Source organism: Streptomyces sp. R28 (assembly GCF_041052385.1).
In the GTDB taxonomy this organism is placed as follows: domain Bacteria; phylum Actinomycetota; class Actinomycetes; order Streptomycetales; family Streptomycetaceae; genus Streptomyces.
This window is the reverse complement of the sequence record NZ_CP163439.1, coordinates 3901070-3920707: the sequence shown is the minus strand read 5'-3', so window position 1 is coordinate 3920707 and position 19638 is coordinate 3901070. Positions and strand designations below refer to the sequence as shown.

The window sequence follows — 19638 nt, the reverse complement described above, 5'->3', positions numbered from 1 at the left end:
TCGACCCCCCGGATGGTTGACTCAGTCAGAGATACCGTGGGTCGAGCCTAGGACGCCCGCGCCTTCCCTGCTAGTCCTCGGTAGCCGGCCGGTAGACGCACACCTGCACGCCCGTCTTCCCGGTGACCGTGGACACGAGCTCGAACGGCCGCTTCCCGCCGTCCTCGGGGAAGATCGACTTGCCACCGCCCAGCAGCACCGGCATCACCACGAGCTGCAACTCGTCGACCAGGCCCTCCTGGATGAGCGTGCGGACGAGGGTGGGGCTGCCCATCATCGCCAGGTCGCCGCCCTCGCGCTCACGCAGCTCGCGGATCCGGGCCACGGCCTCGCCGCCCGGGATACGGGTGGTGTTGTTCCAGGTCAGCTCGTCGTCGCCGAGGGTGTCGGTCACGACGTACTTCTTCAGGGAGTTCAGCCGGTCGGCGAAGGGGTCACCGGCCCGCTCGGGCCAGGCCCCGGCCATCGTCAGATACGTACGGCGCCCGTACAGCAGCGCCTCGGCCTTCTCCAGCCCCTCGCTGAACGTTGAGCCGAGCACCTCCGGGTCGAAGTACGGGTGCGACCAGCCGCCGTGCGCGAAGCCGCCGTCGGTGTCCTCCTCGGGGCCGCCGGGGGCCTGCACGACGCCGTCGAGGCTGATGAACTCGGTGATCACGATGCGCATGGAAGACACTCCTGGTTCTTGCGCCCGGTGCTGCTCGGATGCTGCTCGGGTGCTGCTCGGGTGATTACGGCGATGGAGACCGGAGTCGGGCCCGGAAATCATCGGTGGGGCCAGTGATAGACGCGGAACGGGGGATTCGGCAGGGGGTGCGGACCTCAGGTGGCCTTCGGGCAGGTGCTCAGCGGAACGCTGGTCACGTCGTCGCCGTATGCGCCGCCGAGGTCCCGGACGAACCGATAGCACTGCTTGGCCGTGGCGTGCCCCTGCGCCCCGTAGGTGTCTTCGATCAGGACGGTGACGGTGGCGGTACGCCCCCTGCGCTCGGCGCTCCTGACGTCGAAGTAGCCGAGTTCGCCGGTGGGGTCGAGAGCGCGCCGCACCCCGGTGGGCGTCAGCTCCATGGTGCTCATCCGCGCGATGCGGCTCCGCGCCGTGTCGGCCGAGCTGCCGATCCGCGAGCCCGGCAGGCACTCCTCGTAGTCCCGCACGGCCACGGCGGACGTCCAGGCCGAACCGGAGCCGCGGACGAAGGTGAACCGCAGGCAGCGTGCGACCTGATCGGAGCCGCTCCCCAGGATCACCCCCTCGCTGTCGTAGAGCTCGGCCCTGCGTGCGGTGGCGGTGAACCGGTGACGTGCCGGGTCGTAGCTGATGAGCGGGGTTTCGCTGTGCCGCCAGATCACCCCGGTCAGCGTGTCGGCATCGGCGCCGGAGCCGCTGCCGGTGAGCGCACTGCCGGTGGCGTCCGCCTGCTCGTGGGCGTGCCGGAGAAGGGAGTTCAGGGCGTCCTGCCGGCGCTCGCTGTTCACCTGGTCGGCGTGCCAGACCGTGTACCAGAAGTACGCGACCAGGGCAGTCGGAATCATCAGCAGTACGAGACAGCAGTTGGCCACACGCCGGGTCACGGGTCCGGCACCCTCGGGTCTTCCCCCGTCGCTCATCCGGATGATGTACCAGCCGCCGTCGGCACCGGGGAAGACCCTGGCCCGGAAAAGACGGTGACGGAGGGTCACCTCCGTGGCCAGACTGACCCGATGACGACCGGATCCGACCCCAAGGCCGACCTCCGCCGCTGCCTCCAGGACGCTCGCGACGTCCTCCTCTGGAAGCTCGAAGGCCTCTCGGAGTACGACATTCGCCGCCCGATGACCCCCACCGGCACCAACCTGCTCGGCCTGGTCAAGCACGTGACCGGCGCGGAGGCGTTCTACTTCGGCGACACCTTCGGCCGTCCCTGCCCGGCACCCCACTCTGGATCACCGGCGACGCTCCCGAGCCGAACGCCGACCTGTGGGCGACCGCCGACGAGACGCGCGAGCAGATCGTCGACGACTACCGCCGGGTCTGCGCCCACGCGCGTCGCGGAGAGCAGGGGAGCACGGCTCGTGCGGACGGAATCGGAGACGGACGTCGATGTTCCGCAGCAGCCGTAACTCACGCCCGCCCCCCGCCCCGTCCCCGCTCAGCCCGCTCAGCGTCGCTCCGCCCGCTCCGACGGGTGGCGGCCGGGCTGACCCAGGAGGAGCTGGGTGATCAGGTGGTGTGCTCACCACGCTGATCAGCCATTACGAGGCGGGTAGGCGGTTGCCCAAGGCGGATGACGCGCGGCGCATCGATCGGGCGCTGGGGACGGAGGGGTTCTTCGTCGCTGGCTGGAGGACTTGGAGTCGAAGTACAACGACTACTTCGCAGCCATGGCTGAGCTGGAGCAACAGGCCACGGTGATCCAGCAGTTCGCGCTCTCGCTCGTACCGGGCGTGCTCCAGACCGACGGCTATGCGCGTGCCCTGTTCCGCGCGTACCGGCCGAACCACACTGGGCCGCGTTCGTGACCGCCGTACGAGACAGCCGTATGGACAGCTGAAGGGGCCCGCGTCGCCGCTTACGGTTTGCCGGGCAGTTCATGGCGCTCGCGCAGTGGCCGCGTTTCGATCCCAGCCATGGTCGACAGGATGCCCGCCGGGTCTGACATCGGAGACCGGCGGACGGAATCTGGCGGACGGAATCCGGCGGACGGAATAAGCGATGGCGCTCCCAACACCGTGACGGCAGCCTGGACTTCATGGCCCCGCATCCCGCTGCCGCCCCACCCGGCCACCCCTGGCTCGGCCCCCCGATAGACGCCCGCCCCCTCTTCGCACCCGAGCACACCGCCCTGATCGCCACCCTGCGCGCCCTGGCCCCGGCCGACTGGGCCCGGGAGGCGGTGCCCGGCTGGAGTGTGCGGGATGTCGCCGCGCACCTGCTGGGCGACTGCTACGGGCGCCTCGCCCGGCACCGCGACGGGCACCGGGAGGGCCCCGGCTTCGCGCCCGGCGAGGACTTGGCGGCGTACATCCACCGCAGCAACCAGGAGTGGGTCGACGCCCACGCCAGGGTGAGCCCCGCAGCGCTCAGCGACACCCTGGAGCTGGTCGGCGGTCAGGTCGCCCGCCTCTTCGAGGGCACCGACCCGGCGGCGCCCTCGCTCGGGGTCTCCTGGGCCGGTGTCGATCCGGCGCCGATGTGGCTGGACAGCGCACGGGAGCTGACCGAGTACTGGACCCACCGCCAGCAGATCCGGCACGCCACCGGCCAGGGCACCGACCCCGACCCGAGGCCCCTCGCCCTGGTCCTGGACACCTTCCTGCGCGCCCTGCCGCACACCCTGCGCGAGACCACCGCGCCCGTCGGCACCCAGGTACAGATCCACGTGACCGGCCCCGCCGGCGGCATCTGGACAGCCACGGCCACCACCGCCGAAGGCAACTGGTCCCTGGCCGAACCGCCCACCGGCAGCCCCGCCGCCCTCCTCCGCCTCGACGCGGAGACCGCCTGGCGCCTGTGCGTCCGCGGCATCGAACCGGCCGACGCGCTCACCTGTGCCCGCACCGAGGGCGACCGCGGACTCGCGCAAGCCGCCTGCCGGATCGTGTCGATCATCCGCTGACAGGGCAGCCGTACAAGATCGTGCCCGACCGGAGCCCTTACTCCCGAGGCCCCCCAGAAGACCCCCGAACCATCAGCTCCCCCCGAATCGTCGCGATCCCCCCGGGCGGCGGCTCCTCCCGCCCCATCGCGATCCGCCCGGCCCGCGCACCCGCGTCCGACAACGGCAACCGCACCGTCGTGAGCGAAGGCACCGCATCGATGCTGAACGGAAGGTCGTCGAACCCCGCCACCGACACGTCGTCCGGAATCCGCAACCCCGAATCCCGCAGTGCCGCACACGCCCCCAGCGCGACGGAGTCGTTCGCCGCGACCACGGCCGTCAGCGACGGATCCCGGCGCAACAGCTCCAGCGTCGCCTCATAGCCCGACTGCCGGTCGTAGCGGCCGTAGACCGTCCAGCGGGGGTCCTCCTCGATGCCGTGCGCCTGGAGTGCGGCCCGGTGGCCCTCCAGCCGGTGCCGGGTCGTCGTGCGCTCCTGTGGGCCCGCGATGTAGCCGAGGCGTCGATGCCCCTGCCCGATCAGGTGCTCGGTCAGCTCACGCCCGCCCCCGCGGTTGTCGAAGGTCAGCGCGATCGCGCCCGTGTCCGGCGCCGGCGGCCGACCGCACAGCACCACCCGGGTCCCGGCGTCCCCCAGCTTCCGCAGCTTCGCCGCGACCGCCGCCGCGTGCGGGGCGTCCTCCACGGCACCGCCGGTCAGCACGACCGCCGCCGCACGCTGCCGCTGGAGCAGGGTCAGATACGTCAGCTCGCGCTCCGGAGAGCCCCCCGTGTTGCAGACCACGGCCAGCCGCTCGCCGCCCGCCCGGCCGCCCGGGCCCCCGATCTCCAGCTGGATCGCGCTCGCCATGATCCCGAAGAAGGGGTCGGCGATGTCGTTGACCAGGATGCCGACCAGGTCGGACGTGGCCGCGGCCAGCGCGCTCGCGGGACCGTTCAGTACGTAGTCCAGCTCGTCCACCGCCCGCAGCACCCGCTCACGGGTGGAGGCCGCCACGGGGTAGTTCCCGTTCAGCACGCGCGACACCGTCGCGGGGGAGACCTGGGCGCGGGCCGCCACGTCCGCCAGGGTCACCGTCATCTCGTCGTCCTCCGGTCGCGCATCTCGTCGTACCACCTCGTACGTGATCACCACTTGGCTCACCGCGTGCTCGCCACGTACGCACAGGACAGGGCCTGCGTCCTCGTAGACAGGCCGCCAGTGGCCACGGTTCCGTGTATGTCGAGCAGACCTTACGGCCAACAACCCCTGTTGTTCGTCCCCTCGAACAACTCAACCCCGTCACGGTCTTGTCTACACCGCTGCTCAGAGGCTAGCTTCTCATCAGATAGAAAGCGCTTGCTGTGACGCTCAACAGGGTAGGGGCGTACGCGGCGCGCACAACCGCGTACGAAGCGCGCACGAACACCGCGCAGACGCCTACGAAGGGAACGACGTGACACGCAAGACGGTGCGTATCGCCATGAACGGTGTGACGGGGCGCATGGGCTACCGCCAGCACCTGGTCCGCTCCATCCTGGCCATCCGTGAGCACGGCGGCCTCGACCTCGGCGACGGCACCGTGCTGTGGCCGGAGCCGATCCTGGTCGGCCGCCGCGAGCACGCCCTGAAGGCGCTCGCCGAGCGACACGGCCTGGGCCTGGAGAACGTCTCGACCGACGTCGACGCGGTCCTCGCCGACCCGACCGTCGACATCTACTTCGACGCCCAGGTCACCTCCGCCCGCGAGGAGGCGCTCAGGAAGGCGATCGCCGCGGGCAAGCACATCTACACCGAGAAGCCGACGGCCACCGGGCTGGAAGGCGCCCTGGAGCTCGCGCGGCTGGCCGCCGACGCCGGCATCAAGCACGGCGTCGTCCAGGACAAGCTCTTCCTCCCGGGCCTGCTGAAGCTGAAGCGGCTCATCGACGGGGGCTTCTTCGGCCGGATCCTCTCCATCCGCGGCGAGTTCGGCTACTGGGTGTTCGAGGGCGACTGGCAGGACGCGCAGCGGCCGTCGTGGAACTACCGGGCCGAGGACGGCGGCGGCATCGTTGTCGACATGTTCCCGCACTGGGAGTACGTGCTGCACGAGCTGTTCGGCCGTGTGAAGTCCGTCCAGGCCATCGCCACCACCCACATCCCGCAGCGCTGGGACGAGAACGACAAGCCCTACGACGCCACGGCCGACGACGCCGCGTACGGCATCTTCGAGCTCGACGGCGGCGCCATCGCCCAGATCAACTCCTCCTGGGCCGTGCGCGTCAACCGCGACGAGCTCGTCGAGTTCCAGGTAGACGGTACGGAGGGTTCGGCGGTCGCGGGCCTGCGCAACTGCCGCGTCCAGCACCGCTCCCTCACCCCCAAGCCCGTCTGGAACCCGGACATCCCGGCCACCTACTCCTTCCGCGACCAGTGGCAGGAAGTCCCGGACAACGCCGACTTCGACAACGGCTTCAAGGCCCAGTGGGAGCTGTTCCTCAAGCACGTCTACGCCGACGCCCCCTACCACTGGGACCTCCTCGCCGGTGCCCGCGGCGTCCAGCTCGCCGAGCTGGGCCTGAAGTCCTCGGCCGAGGGCCGCCGTCTCGACGTTCCGGAGATCTCGCTGTGACCATCCGACTGCCTGACTTCAAGGGCGGCTTGAGGGCGTACGAGCCCCGCAGCGAGCCGCTCGCCCTCGCACCGGGCACGCCCCTCACCTCCCGTACGGTCTTCTCGGCGGCGCACGTCGTCGCCGACCCGTACGCCGATGTGTCGCCCGACTCGGCCGCCGCCGTCGACTGGGACGCCACCCTCGCCTTCCGCCGGCACCTGTGGTCCCACGGGCTCGGCGTCGCCGAGGCCATGGACACCGCCCAGCGCGGGATGGGCCTGGACTGGGCGGGCGCGGCCGAGCTGATCGCCCGCAGCGCCCGCGAGGCCAAGTCGGTCGGCGGGCTGATCGCCTGCGGTGTCGGCACCGACCAGCTCACCGGCCCGGCGTCCCTGGACGAGGTCCGGGCGGCCTACGAGGAGCAGCTCGCGCTCGTCGAGGAGTCCGGTGCGCGGGCCATCCTGATGGCCTCCCGGGCGCTCGCGGCGGCCGCGAAGGGCCCCGAGGACTACCTGGAGGTCTACGGCCACCTGCTGCGCCAGTCCGCCGAGCCGGTGGTCCTGCACTGGCTGGGCCCGATGTTCGACCCGGCGCTGGAGGGCTACTGGGGGTCGAGCGACCTCGACGCGGCCACCGACACCTTCCTGGAGGTCATCGCCGCGCACCCCGACAAGGTGGACGGCATCAAGGTGTCGCTGCTGGAGGCCCAGCGGGAGATCGACATCCGCCGCCGCCTGCCGCAGGGCGTGCGCTGCTACACCGGCGACGACTTCAACTACCCCGAGCTGATCGCGGGCGACGAGAAGGGCTTCAGCCACGCCCTGCTCGGCATCTTCGACCCGCTGGGCCCGCTGGCGGCCGAGGCGGTCCGGGTCCTGGACACGGGGAATGTCGGCGGCTTCCGCGAACTGCTCGACCCCACGGTCGAGTTGTCCCGCCACCTCTTCCAGGCGCCGACCCGCTTCTACAAGACGGGTGTGGTCTTCCTCGCCTGGCTGGCCGGCCACCAGTCGCACTTCACCATGGTCGGCGGCCTGCAGTCGGCCCGCTCCCTCCCGCACTTCGCCCGCGCCTACGAACTCGCCGACCAGCTGGGCCTGTTCCCGGACCCGAAGCTGGCCGAGGAGCGGATGAAGAACCTGCTCGCCCTGTACGGAGTGGCCCAGTGAGCACCGGACTTGAACGCTTCTCCATCAACCAGATGACGGTGAAGCAGCTGAGCATGCCCGAACTGGTCGAGACGTGCGGCGAGTTGGGCGTGGCGAACGTCGGCCTGTGGCGCGAACCCGTCCAGACGTACGGCCTGGAGGCGACGGCCAAGCTGGTCCGTGACGCCGGCCTGACGGTCACCACCCTGTGCCGCGGTGGCTTCTTCACGGCGATCGACCCGCAGGAGCGGGCGACGGCGCTGGACGACAACCGCCGGGCGGTCGACGAGGCGGCGACGCTGGGCACGGACGTGCTGGTGCTGGTGTCCGGCGGTCTGCCGGCCGGCTCCAAGGACCTGCACGGGGCGCGGGAGCGGATCGCCGACGCGCTCGGCGAGCTGGGCCCGTACGCCGAGGAGCGCGGCGTGAAGCTGGCCATCGAGCCGCTGCACCCGATGTACGCCTCCGACCGCTGCGTGGTGTCGACCCTGGCCCAGGCCCTGGACCTCGCGGAACGCTTCCCGGCCCACCAGGTCGGCGTCACCGTGGACACGTACCACATCTGGTGGGACGACACGGCGCCGCAGCAGATCGCACGGGCCGGGGCCTCCGGCCGTATCCACACCTTCCAGCTCGCCGACTGGACGACGCCGTTGCCCCAGGGCGTGCTCACCGGGCGCGGCCAGATCGGGGACGGGGCGATCGACATGCGGGAGTGGAAGGGGTACGTCGAGGCGGCCGGGTACAGCGGGGCCATCGAGGTGGAGCTGTTCAACGACGGGCTGTGGGCGCGGGACGGGCGGGAAGTGCTCGCCGAGACCGTGGCACGGTTCGTGGAGCACGCGGGCTGAGCGGCGGTTTCTGAAGGCATCCGGACACGGGCGTGGCGTCGCCCGTGTCCGGGGCCGGCGCGCGGGCCCTGGCGGCTGCCGTACCGCCCACGCCTTGGACGCATCACGTGTGGGGGGAAGTTACATCTGGGACTACGCGTACGACCATCCTCAGACGTGGCACCGCCACATCCTGCGGATCGTCTTCCCCGAGCACAGCGCGGCGGACCTGCCCCGCCTCCCCGGCAGCAGCTCCGTCACCTACTACCCCGTCGACCCGGAGACGGAAGAGGGCAAGCTGGACCTCCTCCTCGGCTACATCAAAGACGGTCCCGCCGAGGGGTGACTACGGCTTGGCCGCACGCTTCGTGAGGGCGGCCATGACCGCCGGCACCACCATCTCGACGAGCTCGGACACGGCGGTGTGCCGCAGCCCCGTCCGCGCGGCGACCGCCTTCGCGACAGGCCTCGCCTCTTCGGCCAGGACGCCGGCCATGAGACCGCCCGTCGCGAAGCCGCCCAGTGTGGCCACGCCCGTGAGCGGGGCCTCGTGCGGCGTCGCGACGGTCTCCGCCTCGCCGGACAGCGCCGCCACCGTCGTACCGACCATCTGCCGGGCACCTGCCTCGTTCGTGCCCAGCAACCTCGCGATGTCCCCGATCCGGTCGTCGCCGAGCTCGTCGAGCACGTCGTCCTGGAAGGACGTGAGGGGGTTTGCGTCTACTTCTGACATATCTGAAACGCTACGTCTGTTCGGATTCCTGGGCATTCCGAGGGTGCCAGGACGCGCCGGAAAAAAATCCGCGGAGACCGTACAACCCTCCCCCCACCTTGCGGGTCGTACTTGGCATCAGGACTTCTGGAGGGGGATCCGGGGGGATCGCGGGGGTTCTGATGGGGAGGGAACCCGAGGGGCCCGGTCCGCGGACCGGGCCCCTCGAAACGTTCCTACGGCACTGCGACGGTCTTCGTGCGGTCTCCCTGCGTCCGGCAGCTCAGAAGAAGACCCCGCAGCGCAGCAGCACATTCGCGTACGGCCGTGCCTCCCCGGTCCGTACGACCAGCCGCGCCCCGGCCGACAGCTCCTTGAGCCGCTCGTGCGTGACCAGCTCCAGCTCGGGAAACTCGCCCTCCAGCAGCGCGGCCGTCGCCGGATTGGCCTCGCGTATCTCCTGCCCCGCCGTCGCGCCCTCGACCGCCAGCTCGGCCAGCAGACCGTCCAGCACCTCGGCGAAGGACGGCACCCCGGCCCGGAAGGCCAGGTCGACGACCCGGGGGCCGTCGGGTATCGGCATGCCGGCGTCGCACACCAGCACGCCGTGGCCGTGGCCCAGCTCGGCGAGGGCGCCGGAGAGGTGACGGTTCAGGATTCCGGCCTTCTTCACTGGGCCCCACCTTGCGAGGACACGCCGGGTGCGCTGTCCGACCCCCTGCCGGGGGTCCGGGGGTCGTCCCCCGGATCAGCACAGCACCGGGCCTCGACCTCCGCCGCCGTCGGGAACGACTCCTGCGCGCCCTCCCTGGTCACGGCCGCCGCCCCGACCCGGGCCGCGTACGCCGCCGCGTCGGCCAGGGACGAGCCCGTCCCGAGCTTGAAGGCCAGCGCGGCCGTGAACGCGTCGCCCGCGCCCGTCGTGTCCACCGCGTCCACCTTCACGGACGGGACTCGTGTCACACCCTGCGCGGAGGCCACCAGCGCACCCTCCGCGCCCAGGGTCACCACCACCGAGCGGGGGCCCTTGGCGAGCAGGATCCGCGCCCAGTCCTCGGGGGTGTCGCCGGCCGTAGAGTCGCCGAGGATCACCTTCGCCTCGTGCTCGTTCACGATCAGCGGGTCGCAGGCCGCCAGCACCTCGGCGGGCAGCGGGCGGGGCGGGGAGGGGTTGAGGACGAAGCGGCTGCCGTCCGCCAGGCTGCGCACGACCTCGACGACCGTCTCCAGCGGGATCTCCAGCTGGGCCGAGACCACTCGGGACGCCTGGAAGAGGCTCGCGGCGGCCTGTACGTCCTGCGGCGTGAGCCGTCCGTTGGCGCCCGGCGAGACCACGATGCTGTTGTCCCCGGACGGGTCCACCGTGATCAGTGCGACGCCGGTCGGCGCGCCGCCGACCAGGACACCCACCGTGTCGACGCCGGCCGCCCGCTGCGAGTCGAGCAGCAGCCGGCCGTGCGCGTCGTCGCCGACCCGGGCCAGCAGGGTCGTACGGGCACCGAGCCGGGCAGCGGCGACCGCCTGGTTCGCGCCCTTGCCGCCCGGGTGGACGGCCAGATCGGAGCCGAGCACGGTCTCGCCGGCCCCCGGCCGACGCTCGACGCCGATCACCAGGTCGGCGTTGGCCGACCCTACGACCAGGAGGTCGTAGTCGTACATGAGGTTGCTCCCCTGATAGATCCCCGTAGCGACTCGAGGCGGGCGGGACCTTGCAAGGACCCGCCCGCCCGTCGTTCTCAGCCCGTGAAGCCGGCCACGTTCTCCTTCGTGACCACCTTCACCGGCACCATCACCGACTTCTCGACCTTGTCGCCCTCGGCGGCCTTCACCGCGTTCTGCACGGCGATCCTGCCGAGCTCCGTCGGCTGCTGCGCCACCGACGCGTACAGCGTGCCAGCTTCGACGGCCTTGAGACCGTCCGCGGTTCCGTCGAAGCCGATGACCTGGACGGACTTGCCGGCCTTGGAGCCCAGCGCCTTGATCGCGCCGAGGGCCATCTCGTCGTTCTCCGCGAAGACGCCGCCGATGTCGGGGTTGGCCTGGAGCAGGTTGGTCATGACGTCCAGGCCCTTGGTGCGGTCCCAGTCGGCGGGCTGCTTGGCGACGACCTCGATGCCGGGGTAGGCCTTCAGGCCCTCGGCGAAGCCCGAGCCGCGCTCACGGCTGGCGGAGGTGCCCGCCTGGCCCTGCAGGATCACGATCTTGCCCTTGCCGCCCAGCTTCTCGGCGAGCGCCTTGGCGGCGAGCTTGCCGCCGGTGACGTTGTCGGAGGCGACGAGCGCGGCGGTGGTGGCGTTGTTGACCGAACGGTCGACGGCGACGAGCGGGATGTCCGACTTGTTGACGGCCTTCGCCGCCGGGGTCACGGCGTCGGAGTCCACCGGGTTCACGATGATCGTGCCGAGGCCCTCACTGGTGAAGTTCTGCAGCTGGTTGGCCTGCTGCGAGGCGTCGTTCTGCGCGTCGGTGACGGTCAGGTCCACGCCCAGCTTCTTTGCCTCCGCCTGCGCACCCGCCCGGATCTGCACGAAGAACGGGTTGTTGAGGGTCGACAGCGACAGCCCGATCTTCTGGCTCTTCGCCTCCGACGAACCGGTGTGCAGGAAGGACATCGCGCCGACGACGGCCGCCGCGACCACGGCCGCGAGTACGTACGTCGCCGCCTGCTTGCCCTTGCCGCCCTGGGAGGTGCCGGCGGCCACCGGGGTCGCCCCCGCCTTGCGCCGCACCGTGTCCAGGAGCACCGCCAGCGCGATGACGACACCGATGACGACCTGCTGCCAGAAGGCGGACACCGAAAGGAGGTTGAGGCCGTTGCGCAGCACCGCCAGGATCAGCGCGCCGATCAGGGTCCCGGACGCCTTGCCGGTGCCGCCCGCGAGCGAGGCGCCGCCGATGACGACCGCCGCGATGGCGTCGAGCTCGTAGCCCTGCGCGGCCTGCGGCTGCGCGGAGGAGAGGCGGGCGGCGAGCACGATGCCCGCGGCGGCGGCGAACAGCCCGGAGAAGGCGTAGATCGCGAGCTTCTGCTTCTTGACCCGCAGACCGGAGAGGCGGGCCGCCTCCTCGTTGCCGCCGATCGCGTACATCGAGCGGCCGATGTACGTCCGCCCGAGCACGAACGCCGTGATCAGACCCATGCCGACCATCACGAGCACCGGAACCGGCAGCCAGCCGCCGAGGGTGTCGCCGAGGTGCGAGACCGAGTCGGGCAGGGCGATGGGGGAGCCCTGCGAGATCACCAGGGACAGACCGCGGGCCACGGACAGCATGGCCAGCGTCGCGATGAACGGCGGCAGCTTCCCGTACGAGATCAGGATGCCGTTGACCAGGCCGCACACTATGCCGGTCGTGATCGCGAGGACGACCGCGAGGACGACCGGCATGCCCTGCGAAGTGGCGCTCCAAGCGAGGACGGTGGCCGACAGGGCCGCCACCGAGCCGACCGACAGGTCGATGCCCGCGGAGACGATCACGAAGGTGACGCCGAAGGCGAGGATGGCGGTCACGGCCGCCTGGACGCCGACGTTGAGGAGGTTGTCCGTCGTCATGAAGTCGCCGGACAGCGCCGACATCGCGATGACGAGGGCGATCAGCGCGGTCAGCGCGCCGTTGTCGAGGAGGAGGCGGCGCAGGCCGCCCGGGGCGCCACTCGCGCCCGCTGAGCTCTTGAGCGTGTCAGTGGCCACGGGTGGCCTCCGTTCCGGTCTTGTCGATGGTGAGGTCGGGGGTGGGGTTGCTGACGGCGAGCGCCATCACGGAGTCCTGGGTGGCCTCGTCGGCGGTGAGTTCGCCCGCGATCCGGCCCTGGGCCATCACCAGGACCCGGTCGCTCATGCCGAGGACCTCCGGCAGATCGCTGGAGATCATCAGGACGGCGGCGCCGGCTGCCGTCAGTTCATTGATGAGCTGGTAGATCTCGACCTTGGCGCCGACGTCGATGCCACGCGTCGGCTCGTCGAGGATCAGCACCTTGGTGTCGGCGAGCAGCCACTTGCCGATGACGACCTTCTGCTGGTTGCCGCCGGAGAGCGTGCGCACGTGCTGCCCGAGGCCCGCCATCCGCACGCCGAGCTGCCCCGCGATCCGCGCGTCCGCCTCCCGCTGGCCCTTGAGGTCGACGAGCCCCGCGCGCGTGGCCGAACGCAGCGTCACCAGGCCGAGGTTCTCCTCGACGGACGCGTCCAGCACCAGGCCCTGGCCCTTGCGGTCCTCGGGGATCAGCCCGATGCCCGCGGTCATCGCCGCGTTGACGTCGTACTTGGGGAGGGAGGAACCGCCGACCTTCACGGACCCCTTGTCGTACGGATCCGCCCCGAACACGGCCCGCACGACCTCGGTACGGCCGGCGCCGACCAGCCCCGCGATGCCGACCACCTCACCGGCGTGCACCTCGAAGCAGACGTCGTGGAAGACGCCGTCCCGGGTCAGCCCCTCGACCGACAGCAACGCGGCACCGCGGTCGGCCCGTTCACGCGGGTACTGCTGCTCGATGGAGCGCCCCACCATGAGCCGTACGAGCTCGTCCTTGGGCGTGGCGGCCGGGACCTGCCCGACGCTCCTGCCGTCCCGGATGACCGTCACCCGGTCTCCCAGGGCGGCGATCTCCTCCAGGTGATGCGTGATGAAGACGATCCCGACGCCGTCCTCGCGCAGCTTGCGCACGATCGCGAAGAGCTTGTCCACCTCTTCCGAGGTGAGCACGGCCGTCGGCTCGTCCATGATCAGCACGCGCGCGTCCAGGCTGAGCGCCTTCGCGATCTCGACCATCTGCAGGCGTGCGATGCCGAGTTCGCGGACACGCGCGCGGGGCGACACCTGCACGCCCACGCGCGCGAGGAGGACCTCGGCGTCGGCCTCCATCCTCTTCCGGTCGATCATCCCGAACCGGCGCGGCTGGCGTCCCAGGAAGATGTTCTCGGCGACCGTCAGATCGGGAACGAGGTTGAACTCCTGGTAGATGGTGGCGATCCCGAGGCGCTCGGAGTCCTGCGCACCATGGATGCGCCTCTCCTCGCCGCCGACCAGGATCCGCCCGGCGTCGGGCGTGTAGGCGCCGGAGAGCATCTTGATGAGGGTGCTCTTGCCGGCGCCGTTCTCGCCGAGCAGCACATGCACCTCGCCCCGGCGCAGATCGAAGTCGACGCCGTCCAGCGCGACCACGCCCGGGAAGGCCTTCCGTAGGCCCTCGATGCGCAGCAACTCGTCCGCGTTGCTCACGACTGGCTCCTGTTCGTTGCGGGGGACGGCTCCGATGAAGCCGGTGGTTCGCCGCACGAGCGGCGTACGACGAGACGGGCGGGGAGGGTGACGGACTGGCCGGGCCGGCCCTCGATGCGGGCGAGCAGGGCCCGTACGGCGGCCCGGCCCAGCTCACCCGTCGGCTGGGCGATCGCGGTGATCGGCGGATCGGTGTGCACGAACCACCGGATGTCGTCGAACGCCGCGAGCGCGATGTCGTCCGGCACGCGCAGCCCACGCGCGCGTACGGCGTCCAGGGCGCCGAGCGCCATCAGGTTGTCGGCCGCGAACACGACCTCGGGCGGCTCGGGCAGGTCGAGGAAGCCCTCGGTGACCTGCCGCCCGCTCTCGGCCTGGAAGTCGCCCTGCCCTATGTAGGCGTCGGGGAGTTCGAGCCCGTACGCGCCGAGCGCCTCCCGGAAGGCCTCCACACGCTCCCGCCCGGTCGTGGTCGCCGCCGGTCCCGCGATGATCGCGAGCCGCCGGTGCCCGAGCCCGTGCAGATGCGCCACGAGGTCCCGTACGGCGGCCCGCCCGTCCGAGCGCACCACCGGCACGTCCATGCCCGGGATCCACCGGTCCACGAAGACCATCGGCGTCCCCGCGCGCGCGGCGTCCAGCATCAGCGGCGAGCCGCCGTCGGTGGGGGAGACCAGCAGGCCGTCGATACGGCGGTCCAGCAGGTTGCGTACGTGGTGGTCCTGGAGGTCGGGCCGCTCGTCGGCGTTGCCGATGATGACGCTGTAGCCGAGCGCGCGGGCCTCCTCCTCGACGGAGCGGGCCAGTTCGGTGAAGTAGGGGTTCAGCACGTCGCTGATGACCAGGCCGAGGGTGTGGGTCTGGTCGGTGCGCAGGGAGCGGGCGACGGCGTTCGGGCGGTAGCCCAGGGTCTCGACGGCGGCCAGCACGCGCGCGCGTGCCTCGGCGCTGACCGACGGATGGTCGTTCAGGACGCGTGAGACCGTGGCGACGGAGACGCCCGCCTCGGCAGCGACATCCTTGATGCTCGCCATCGCCGCTCCACCTCCTCGTGGATCGTTCGTGGAGTCGACGGTCGATCCTCGTGGAATCGATTACATCGACGTGTACGGAGGATTGGAATCGATTACACGGGGGTTAATCAAGCCCTCAACCACATCCCGAAACCGGATCGTGATGTCGCGGCGTACACCGGGCCGGTCCAGGCTGGAAGGGCACCGGGCGTTTCCTCGAGGCCCGCGCGGGCCGGAGCGGAGGAGTCATGACGGCAGCGACTCGCGACGACGTACCCGTCGCCCTCGCGGGCGAGGGCGTGGAGGTGCGCACCAGGCCCATGGGCGGCGGCATGTCCGTCGGCTACATCCGTCTGCCCGAGGGCACGGACATGGGCCCCGCCCTCAAGGGCCTCGACGGCGACGCCTGCCAGTGCCCGCACTGGGGATACCTGTTGAAGGGCCGACTGCGGGTGCTGACCGCCGAGGGCGAGGAGTACTACGAGGCGGGGCAGGCGTACTACTGGGGGCCCGGTCACGTCCCCGTGGCCCTGGAGGACTCGGAGTTCGTGGAGTTCTCGCCGACCGAGGACTTCCAGAAGGTGATCGACCACGTGACGTCGCAGATGGGGTGAGTCACGTCAGGTCTGCCGTCGCGCGCCGCTCGGCGCCGAGGCCGGCGAGTCCCTGCGGAGGGAGGGCCGTTGGGGTTCCCGCGGGCCCGGTCTTCGCCGGCCGTGTCACCCGGCACTTCGGCCGGACACGCCCTGCAGCTCACCGGCCGGCCGGCCGCCATCCCCGCACAGGGCACTCCCGCGGGCCCGGAACGCCCGCTGCCTGGCCTGCGGTAACCCGCTGACGCCCTGAAATCGAGGCGGTGCGCCTTCCCCGCGTACCCCTGACGAGGGGCTGTTCTTGGCCCCTCGAAGTCCGAAGCCCGAAGCCCGAAGCGCGAGCGCATGCGCCCGCCACCTGCCGGGCCACGGTCGTGCTTCGGCACCCCCTCGATCCCCCAGCGGGGCGGCTTGGTTGCCCACCTGGTTCGTTCAACTTCCAAAGGCATGTGCCGATCTGTGCGGAACATCTTGTCGATGAGCGAACGAACTTCTACAGTCCAGCGACAAGTAGGGCGTGGGACCGCTCCCACCGCCCTTCGTTCATCCAAGCAATGGAGCCGCGATGATCCCCCCACCTCGCAGGCCGAGCCGCAGAGGCATACTCGGTGCCGCACTGGCCGTGCCGCCCACACTGATGCTGGGTGCGCAGACCGCACGGGCCGCTTCCTGGGGCGCCCCCGTGACCGTCAACTCCTGGAACAAGATCAACGCAAGGTGGACTGCCAACAACGAGCTGCAGACGTACAGGCCGGACTGCGTCTGGTACGAGGGCAACACTCTGGTGATCAAGGCGTACAACGCAGGGGGCGGGGTCTACTACTCGGGCCGCGTGGAGTCGACGGCGCTGTACGGGTACGGCACATACAGCTTCACCGCGAACATGCCCAACGGGCGGGGACTGCTGCCGGCGGTATGGGCGGCGTACCTGAATCCGTGGCTACCGGAGTTCGACGCCGCTGAAATCGTGGGACAGAACCCGGGCGTCGTCCACCAAACGTCTCACGACGTCAATAACGTCCAGCAGCAGTTCTCGAAGACGAACTCCTCCGGCTGGACGAACGCGTACCACAGGTACTCCTTCAGCTGGTTCCCCGACCACATCGACTTCGCCGTGGACGGCGCCGTCACGGGCACCACCTGGTACAGGACCCCGGCCGGGACGGGCATGCGCTTCATCGCCAACATCGCGGTCGGCGGTGACTGGCCCGGCAACCCGGACTCCTCCACCTGGGCCACCGGTGACGGCGCCCGCTACCTCAAGATCTCCTCCATCACCCACACGCCGTACCACCCGTGAGGTGAACCCGGCAAAGCCCCCTGACCGGCAGGTCAGGGGGCGACCGGCCCCGGAGGGGCCACGAGGCCGATGAGGCCGATGAGGCCGTGCATGGCGAGGATCAGGCGGAGGGCGCGGCGGCCGCCGGCGACGGCCGGCGGTCCCTCCTGTGTCCACAGGCTGCCCGCGTTGTCGGACCCGGGCGGTAGCGTCGGATCATGTCCAACCAGGCGGGGAACTCCACGGGCGAGCGGCGACTGGCCGTACTCGAAGCCGTCCTGGAGCGCATCACGTACGCCAACGAGGAGAACGGCTACACGGTCGCCCGGGTCGACACCGGACGCGGCGGCGGCGACCTCCTCACGGTCGTCGGCGCGCTGCTCGGCGCCCAGGTCGGCGAGTCGCTGCGGATGGAGGGCCGTTGGGGCTCCCATCCCCAGTACGGCAAGCAGTTCACCGTGGAGAACTACACCACCGTCCTCCCGGCCACCGTCCAGGGCATCCGCCGCTACCTCGGTTCCGGCCTGGTCAAGGGCATCGGCCCGGTCTTCGCCGACCGCATCACCCAGCACTTCGGCCTGGACACCCTGAAGATCATCGAGGAGGAGCCCAAGCGCCTCATCGAGGTCCCCGGCCTCGGCCCCAAGCGGACCAAGAAGATCGCCGACGCCTGGGACGAGCAGAAGGCGATCAAGGAGGTCATGCTCTTCCTCCAGACGGTCGAGGTCTCGACGTCGATCGCGGTGCGCATCTACAAGAAGTACGGCGACGCCTCGATCTCCGTGGTGAAGAACCAGCCGTACCGGCTGGCGGCCGACGTCTGGGGCATCGGCTTCCTCACCGCCGACAAGATCGCCCAGTCCGTCGGCATCCCGCACGACAGCCCGGAGCGCGTGAAGGCGGGCCTGCAGTACGCGCTGTCGCAGGCCACCGACCAGGGCAACTGCTACCTCCCCGAGGAGCGGTTGATCGCGGACGCGGTGAAGCTGCTCCAGGTCGACACCGGGCTCGTCATCGAGTGCCTCGGGGAGCTGGCCCAGGTCCCGGAGGACGGCGGCGACCCCGGTGTCGTACGGGAGAAGGTGCCCGGTCCCGACGGCGACTCGGAGCCCGTGACCGCCGTCTACCTCGTCCCCTTCCACCGGGCCGAACTCTCCCTCTCCGCCCAGCTGTTGCGCCTGCTGCGCACCGGCGAGGACCGGATGCCGGGCTTCCGTGACGTGATCTGGGACAAGGCGCTGGGCTGGCTCAAGGGCCGTACGGGCGTCGAGCTCGCCCCCGAGCAGGAGCAGGCGGTGCGCCTCGCGCTCACCGAGAAGGTCGCCGTGCTCACCGGTGGCCCCGGCTGCGGAAAGTCCTTCACGGTCCGCTCGATCGTGGAGCTGGCCCGCGCGAAGAAGGCCAGGGTGGTGCTGGCCGCCCCCACGGGACGCGCCGCCAAGCGCCTCGCCGAGCTCACCGGCGCCGAGGCCTCCACCGTCCACCGCCTCCTGGAGCTCAAGCCGGGCGGCGACGCGGCGTACGACAGGGACCGCCCGCTCCAGGCCGACCTGGTGGTGGTCGACGAGGCGTCCATGCTGGACCTGCTGCTCGCCAACAAGCTGGTCAAAGCCGTACCGCCGGGCGCGCATCTGCTCTTCGTCGGGGACGTGGACCAGCTGCCCAGCGTCGGTGCGGGGGAGGTGCTCCGGGACCTCCTGGCGGACGGCGGCCCGATCCCCGCCGTCCGCCTGACCCGTGTCTTCCGCCAGGCCCAGCAGTCCGGCGTCGTGACCAACGCACACCGCATCAACTCCGGGCAGCATCCGGTGACCGACGGCATGAAGGACTTCTTCCTCTTCGTCGAGGACGACACGGAGGAGGCCGGGCGGCTCACGGTGGACGTGGCGGCCCGCCGCATTCCGGCCAAGTTCGGCCTCGACCCGCGCCGGGACGTCCAGGTGCTGGCCCCCATGCACCGGGGGCCGGCCGGCGCGGGCCATCTCAACGGCCTGCTCCAGCAGGCCATCACGCCGGGGCGCCCCGATCTGGCGGAGAAGCGGTTCGGCGGGCGGGTCTTCCGTGTCGGCGACAAGGTCACCCAGATTCGCAACAATTACGAGAAGGGGAAGAACGGTGTCTTCAACGGCACCGTGGGCGTGGTCACCTCGCTCGACCCGGTCGACCAGCGGCTCACGGTGCTGACGGACGAGGACGAGGAGGTTCCGTACGAATTCGATGAGCTGGACGAACTGGCGCATGCGTACGCGGTGACGATCCACCGTTCACAGGGAAGTGAATATCCCGCTGTGGTGATCCCGGTCACCACCGGAGCGTGGATGATGCTCCAGCGGAACCTGCTGTACACGGCGGTGACCCGCGCCAAGCGCCTGGTCGTCCTCGTGGGTTCACGCAAGGCGATCGGCCAGGCGGTGCGCACGGTGTCGGCGGGGCGGCGCCGCACGGCGCTCGACTTCCGGCTCGCGGGCTCCTGACCCTGTCTCCGGCCCGCCGGAGGGCCCCCTCCTGACCTGGCGATTCGTGAGGCATCGAAAAAAATGATCGATCAAATGAGTCGTGAAGGTCACAGAGCACTTCCGGATGGGGAAAACAGGGGGCAGGATGACAAGTTGGCGGCACTCAGTGCCGCCAATAGGCCCAATGGTCGACCCCGAGTGCACTCTCCTGA

Annotated in this window: 17 protein-coding genes and 2 pseudogenes; 10 read left to right on the top strand and 9 right to left on the bottom strand. The window is 70.7% G+C overall.

The annotated features are described in order from the left end of the window. Window positions 1-70: 70 nt before the first annotated feature. Complete coding sequence (locus tag AB5J49_RS17310; RefSeq protein WP_369169528.1) at window positions 71-667, bottom strand: dihydrofolate reductase family protein; 597 nt, start codon at window positions 665-667, stop codon at window positions 71-73. Window positions 668-822: 155 nt separating this feature from the next. Next, entirely contained in the window at window positions 823-1572 is a 750-nt protein-coding gene (locus AB5J49_RS17305) for a hypothetical protein (protein ID WP_369169527.1), read from the bottom strand. 129 nt (window positions 1573-1701) lie between these two features. Here AB5J49_RS17305 and AB5J49_RS17300 point away from each other — a divergent pair. The 3 genes and pseudogenes from AB5J49_RS17300 to AB5J49_RS17290 form a co-directional block, all read left to right on the top strand. Continuing rightward, window positions 1702-2024, top strand: a pseudogene (locus AB5J49_RS17300) (DUF664 domain-containing protein); the annotation flags it as partial. A gap of 141 nt (window positions 2025-2165) precedes the next feature. Next, window positions 2166-2481, top strand: a pseudogene (locus tag AB5J49_RS17295) (Scr1 family TA system antitoxin-like transcriptional regulator); the annotation flags it as partial. 248 nt (window positions 2482-2729) lie between these two features. Then, the gene (locus AB5J49_RS17290) at window positions 2730-3596 is read left to right on the top strand and encodes a maleylpyruvate isomerase family mycothiol-dependent enzyme (RefSeq protein WP_369169526.1); all 867 of its coding nucleotides are present in this window, start codon (window positions 2730-2732) and stop codon (window positions 3594-3596) included. 37 nt (window positions 3597-3633) lie between these two features. Here the strand turns inward: AB5J49_RS17290 and AB5J49_RS17285 are convergent, their stop codons facing one another. Continuing rightward, entirely contained in the window at window positions 3634-4680 is a 1047-nt protein-coding gene (locus AB5J49_RS17285) for a LacI family DNA-binding transcriptional regulator (RefSeq protein WP_369169525.1), read from the bottom strand. 355 nt (window positions 4681-5035) lie between these two features. Between AB5J49_RS17285 and AB5J49_RS17280 the strand changes: the two genes are divergently transcribed. From AB5J49_RS17280 to AB5J49_RS17265, 4 genes are all read left to right on the top strand, one after another. Then, complete coding sequence (locus tag AB5J49_RS17280) at window positions 5036-6193, top strand: Gfo/Idh/MocA family protein (protein WP_369169524.1); 1158 nt, start codon at window positions 5036-5038, stop codon at window positions 6191-6193. Further along, entirely contained in the window at window positions 6190-7344 is a 1155-nt protein-coding gene (locus tag AB5J49_RS17275) for a dihydrodipicolinate synthase family protein (RefSeq protein WP_369169523.1), read from the top strand. The genes AB5J49_RS17280 and AB5J49_RS17275 overlap by 4 nt, the downstream gene beginning before the upstream one ends. 32 nt (window positions 7345-7376) lie before the next feature. Then, a complete protein-coding gene (locus AB5J49_RS17270; RefSeq protein WP_369175167.1) occupies window positions 7377-8174 on the top strand; it encodes a sugar phosphate isomerase/epimerase family protein in 798 nt (265 codons plus the stop codon). A 94-nt stretch (window positions 8175-8268) separates the two neighbouring features. Next, window positions 8269-8499 (top strand): hypothetical protein, encoded by a 231-nt coding sequence (locus tag AB5J49_RS17265; RefSeq protein ID WP_369169522.1) that lies wholly within the window; start codon window positions 8269-8271, stop codon window positions 8497-8499. On the opposite strand, the gene AB5J49_RS17260 is transcribed toward AB5J49_RS17265, so the two are convergent. The 6 genes from AB5J49_RS17260 to AB5J49_RS17235 form a co-directional block, all read right to left on the bottom strand. Next, window positions 8500-8886 (bottom strand): DUF937 domain-containing protein, encoded by a 387-nt coding sequence (locus AB5J49_RS17260; RefSeq protein WP_369169521.1) that lies wholly within the window; start codon window positions 8884-8886, stop codon window positions 8500-8502. A 262-nt stretch (window positions 8887-9148) separates the two neighbouring features. Then, window positions 9149-9538, bottom strand: a complete 390-nt coding sequence (gene rbsD / locus AB5J49_RS17255; protein WP_369169520.1) for a D-ribose pyranase — start codon at window positions 9536-9538, stop codon at window positions 9149-9151. Continuing rightward, on the bottom strand, window positions 9535-10524 hold the full coding sequence (gene rbsK / locus AB5J49_RS17250) for a ribokinase (RefSeq protein ID WP_369169519.1): 990 nt from the start codon (window positions 10522-10524) through the stop codon (window positions 9535-9537). Before rbsK ends, rbsD begins: the two co-directional genes overlap by 4 nt. Before the next feature lie 77 nt (window positions 10525-10601). Next, complete coding sequence (locus AB5J49_RS17245) at window positions 10602-12554, bottom strand: substrate-binding domain-containing protein (protein WP_369169518.1); 1953 nt, start codon at window positions 12552-12554, stop codon at window positions 10602-10604. Further along, on the bottom strand, window positions 12544-14085 hold the full coding sequence (locus tag AB5J49_RS17240; protein ID WP_369169517.1) for a sugar ABC transporter ATP-binding protein: 1542 nt from the start codon (window positions 14083-14085) through the stop codon (window positions 12544-12546). Before AB5J49_RS17240 ends, AB5J49_RS17245 begins: the two co-directional genes overlap by 11 nt. After that, window positions 14082-15119 (bottom strand): LacI family DNA-binding transcriptional regulator, encoded by a 1038-nt coding sequence (locus tag AB5J49_RS17235; protein WP_369169516.1) that lies wholly within the window; start codon window positions 15117-15119, stop codon window positions 14082-14084. Before AB5J49_RS17235 ends, AB5J49_RS17240 begins: the two co-directional genes overlap by 4 nt. 227 nt (window positions 15120-15346) lie before the next feature. On the opposite strand from AB5J49_RS17235, the gene AB5J49_RS17230 reads away from it, so the two are divergent. The 3 genes from AB5J49_RS17230 (at window position 15347) to AB5J49_RS17220 (ending at window position 19444) form a co-directional block, all read left to right on the top strand. Continuing rightward, the gene (locus AB5J49_RS17230; RefSeq protein WP_369169515.1) at window positions 15347-15712 is read left to right on the top strand and encodes a hypothetical protein; all 366 of its coding nucleotides are present in this window, start codon (window positions 15347-15349) and stop codon (window positions 15710-15712) included. A 544-nt stretch (window positions 15713-16256) separates the two neighbouring features. Continuing rightward, window positions 16257-16991, top strand: a complete 735-nt coding sequence (locus tag AB5J49_RS17225) for a family 16 glycosylhydrolase (RefSeq protein WP_369169514.1) — start codon at window positions 16257-16259, stop codon at window positions 16989-16991. Between the two features lie 197 nt (window positions 16992-17188). Then, window positions 17189-19444: an ATP-dependent RecD-like DNA helicase gene (locus AB5J49_RS17220; protein WP_369169513.1), complete on the top strand. Its 2256-nt coding sequence runs from the start codon at window positions 17189-17191 to the stop codon at window positions 19442-19444. Window positions 19445-19638 lie beyond the last annotated feature (194 nt).

Excerpts from the sequence above, each read along its gene's own strand:
- AB5J49_RS17270 (WP_369175167.1), top strand. The coding sequence starts at position 7,377 with ATGACGGTGAAGCAGCTGAGCATGCCCGAACTGGTCGAGACGTGCGGC.
- AB5J49_RS17220 (WP_369169513.1), top strand. The coding sequence starts at position 17,189 with ATGTCCAACCAGGCGGGGAACTCCACGGGCGAGCGGCGACTGGCCGTA.
- AB5J49_RS17290 (WP_369169526.1), top strand. The coding sequence starts at position 2,730 with ATGGCCCCGCATCCCGCTGCCGCCCCACCCGGCCACCCCTGGCTCGGC.
- AB5J49_RS17310 (WP_369169528.1), bottom strand. The coding sequence starts at position 667 with ATGCGCATCGTGATCACCGAGTTCATCAGCCTCGACGGCGTCGTGCAG.
- AB5J49_RS17260 (WP_369169521.1), bottom strand. The coding sequence starts at position 8,886 with ATGTCAGAAGTAGACGCAAACCCCCTCACGTCCTTCCAGGACGACGTG.
- AB5J49_RS17225 (WP_369169514.1), top strand. The coding sequence starts at position 16,257 with ATGATCCCCCCACCTCGCAGGCCGAGCCGCAGAGGCATACTCGGTGCC.
- rbsK (WP_369169519.1), bottom strand. The coding sequence starts at position 10,524 with ATGTACGACTACGACCTCCTGGTCGTAGGGTCGGCCAACGCCGACCTG.
- AB5J49_RS17230 (WP_369169515.1), top strand. The coding sequence starts at position 15,347 with ATGACGGCAGCGACTCGCGACGACGTACCCGTCGCCCTCGCGGGCGAG.
- AB5J49_RS17235 (WP_369169516.1), bottom strand. The coding sequence starts at position 15,119 with ATGGCGAGCATCAAGGATGTCGCTGCCGAGGCGGGCGTCTCCGTCGCC.
- AB5J49_RS17285 (WP_369169525.1), bottom strand. The coding sequence starts at position 4,680 with ATGACGGTGACCCTGGCGGACGTGGCGGCCCGCGCCCAGGTCTCCCCC.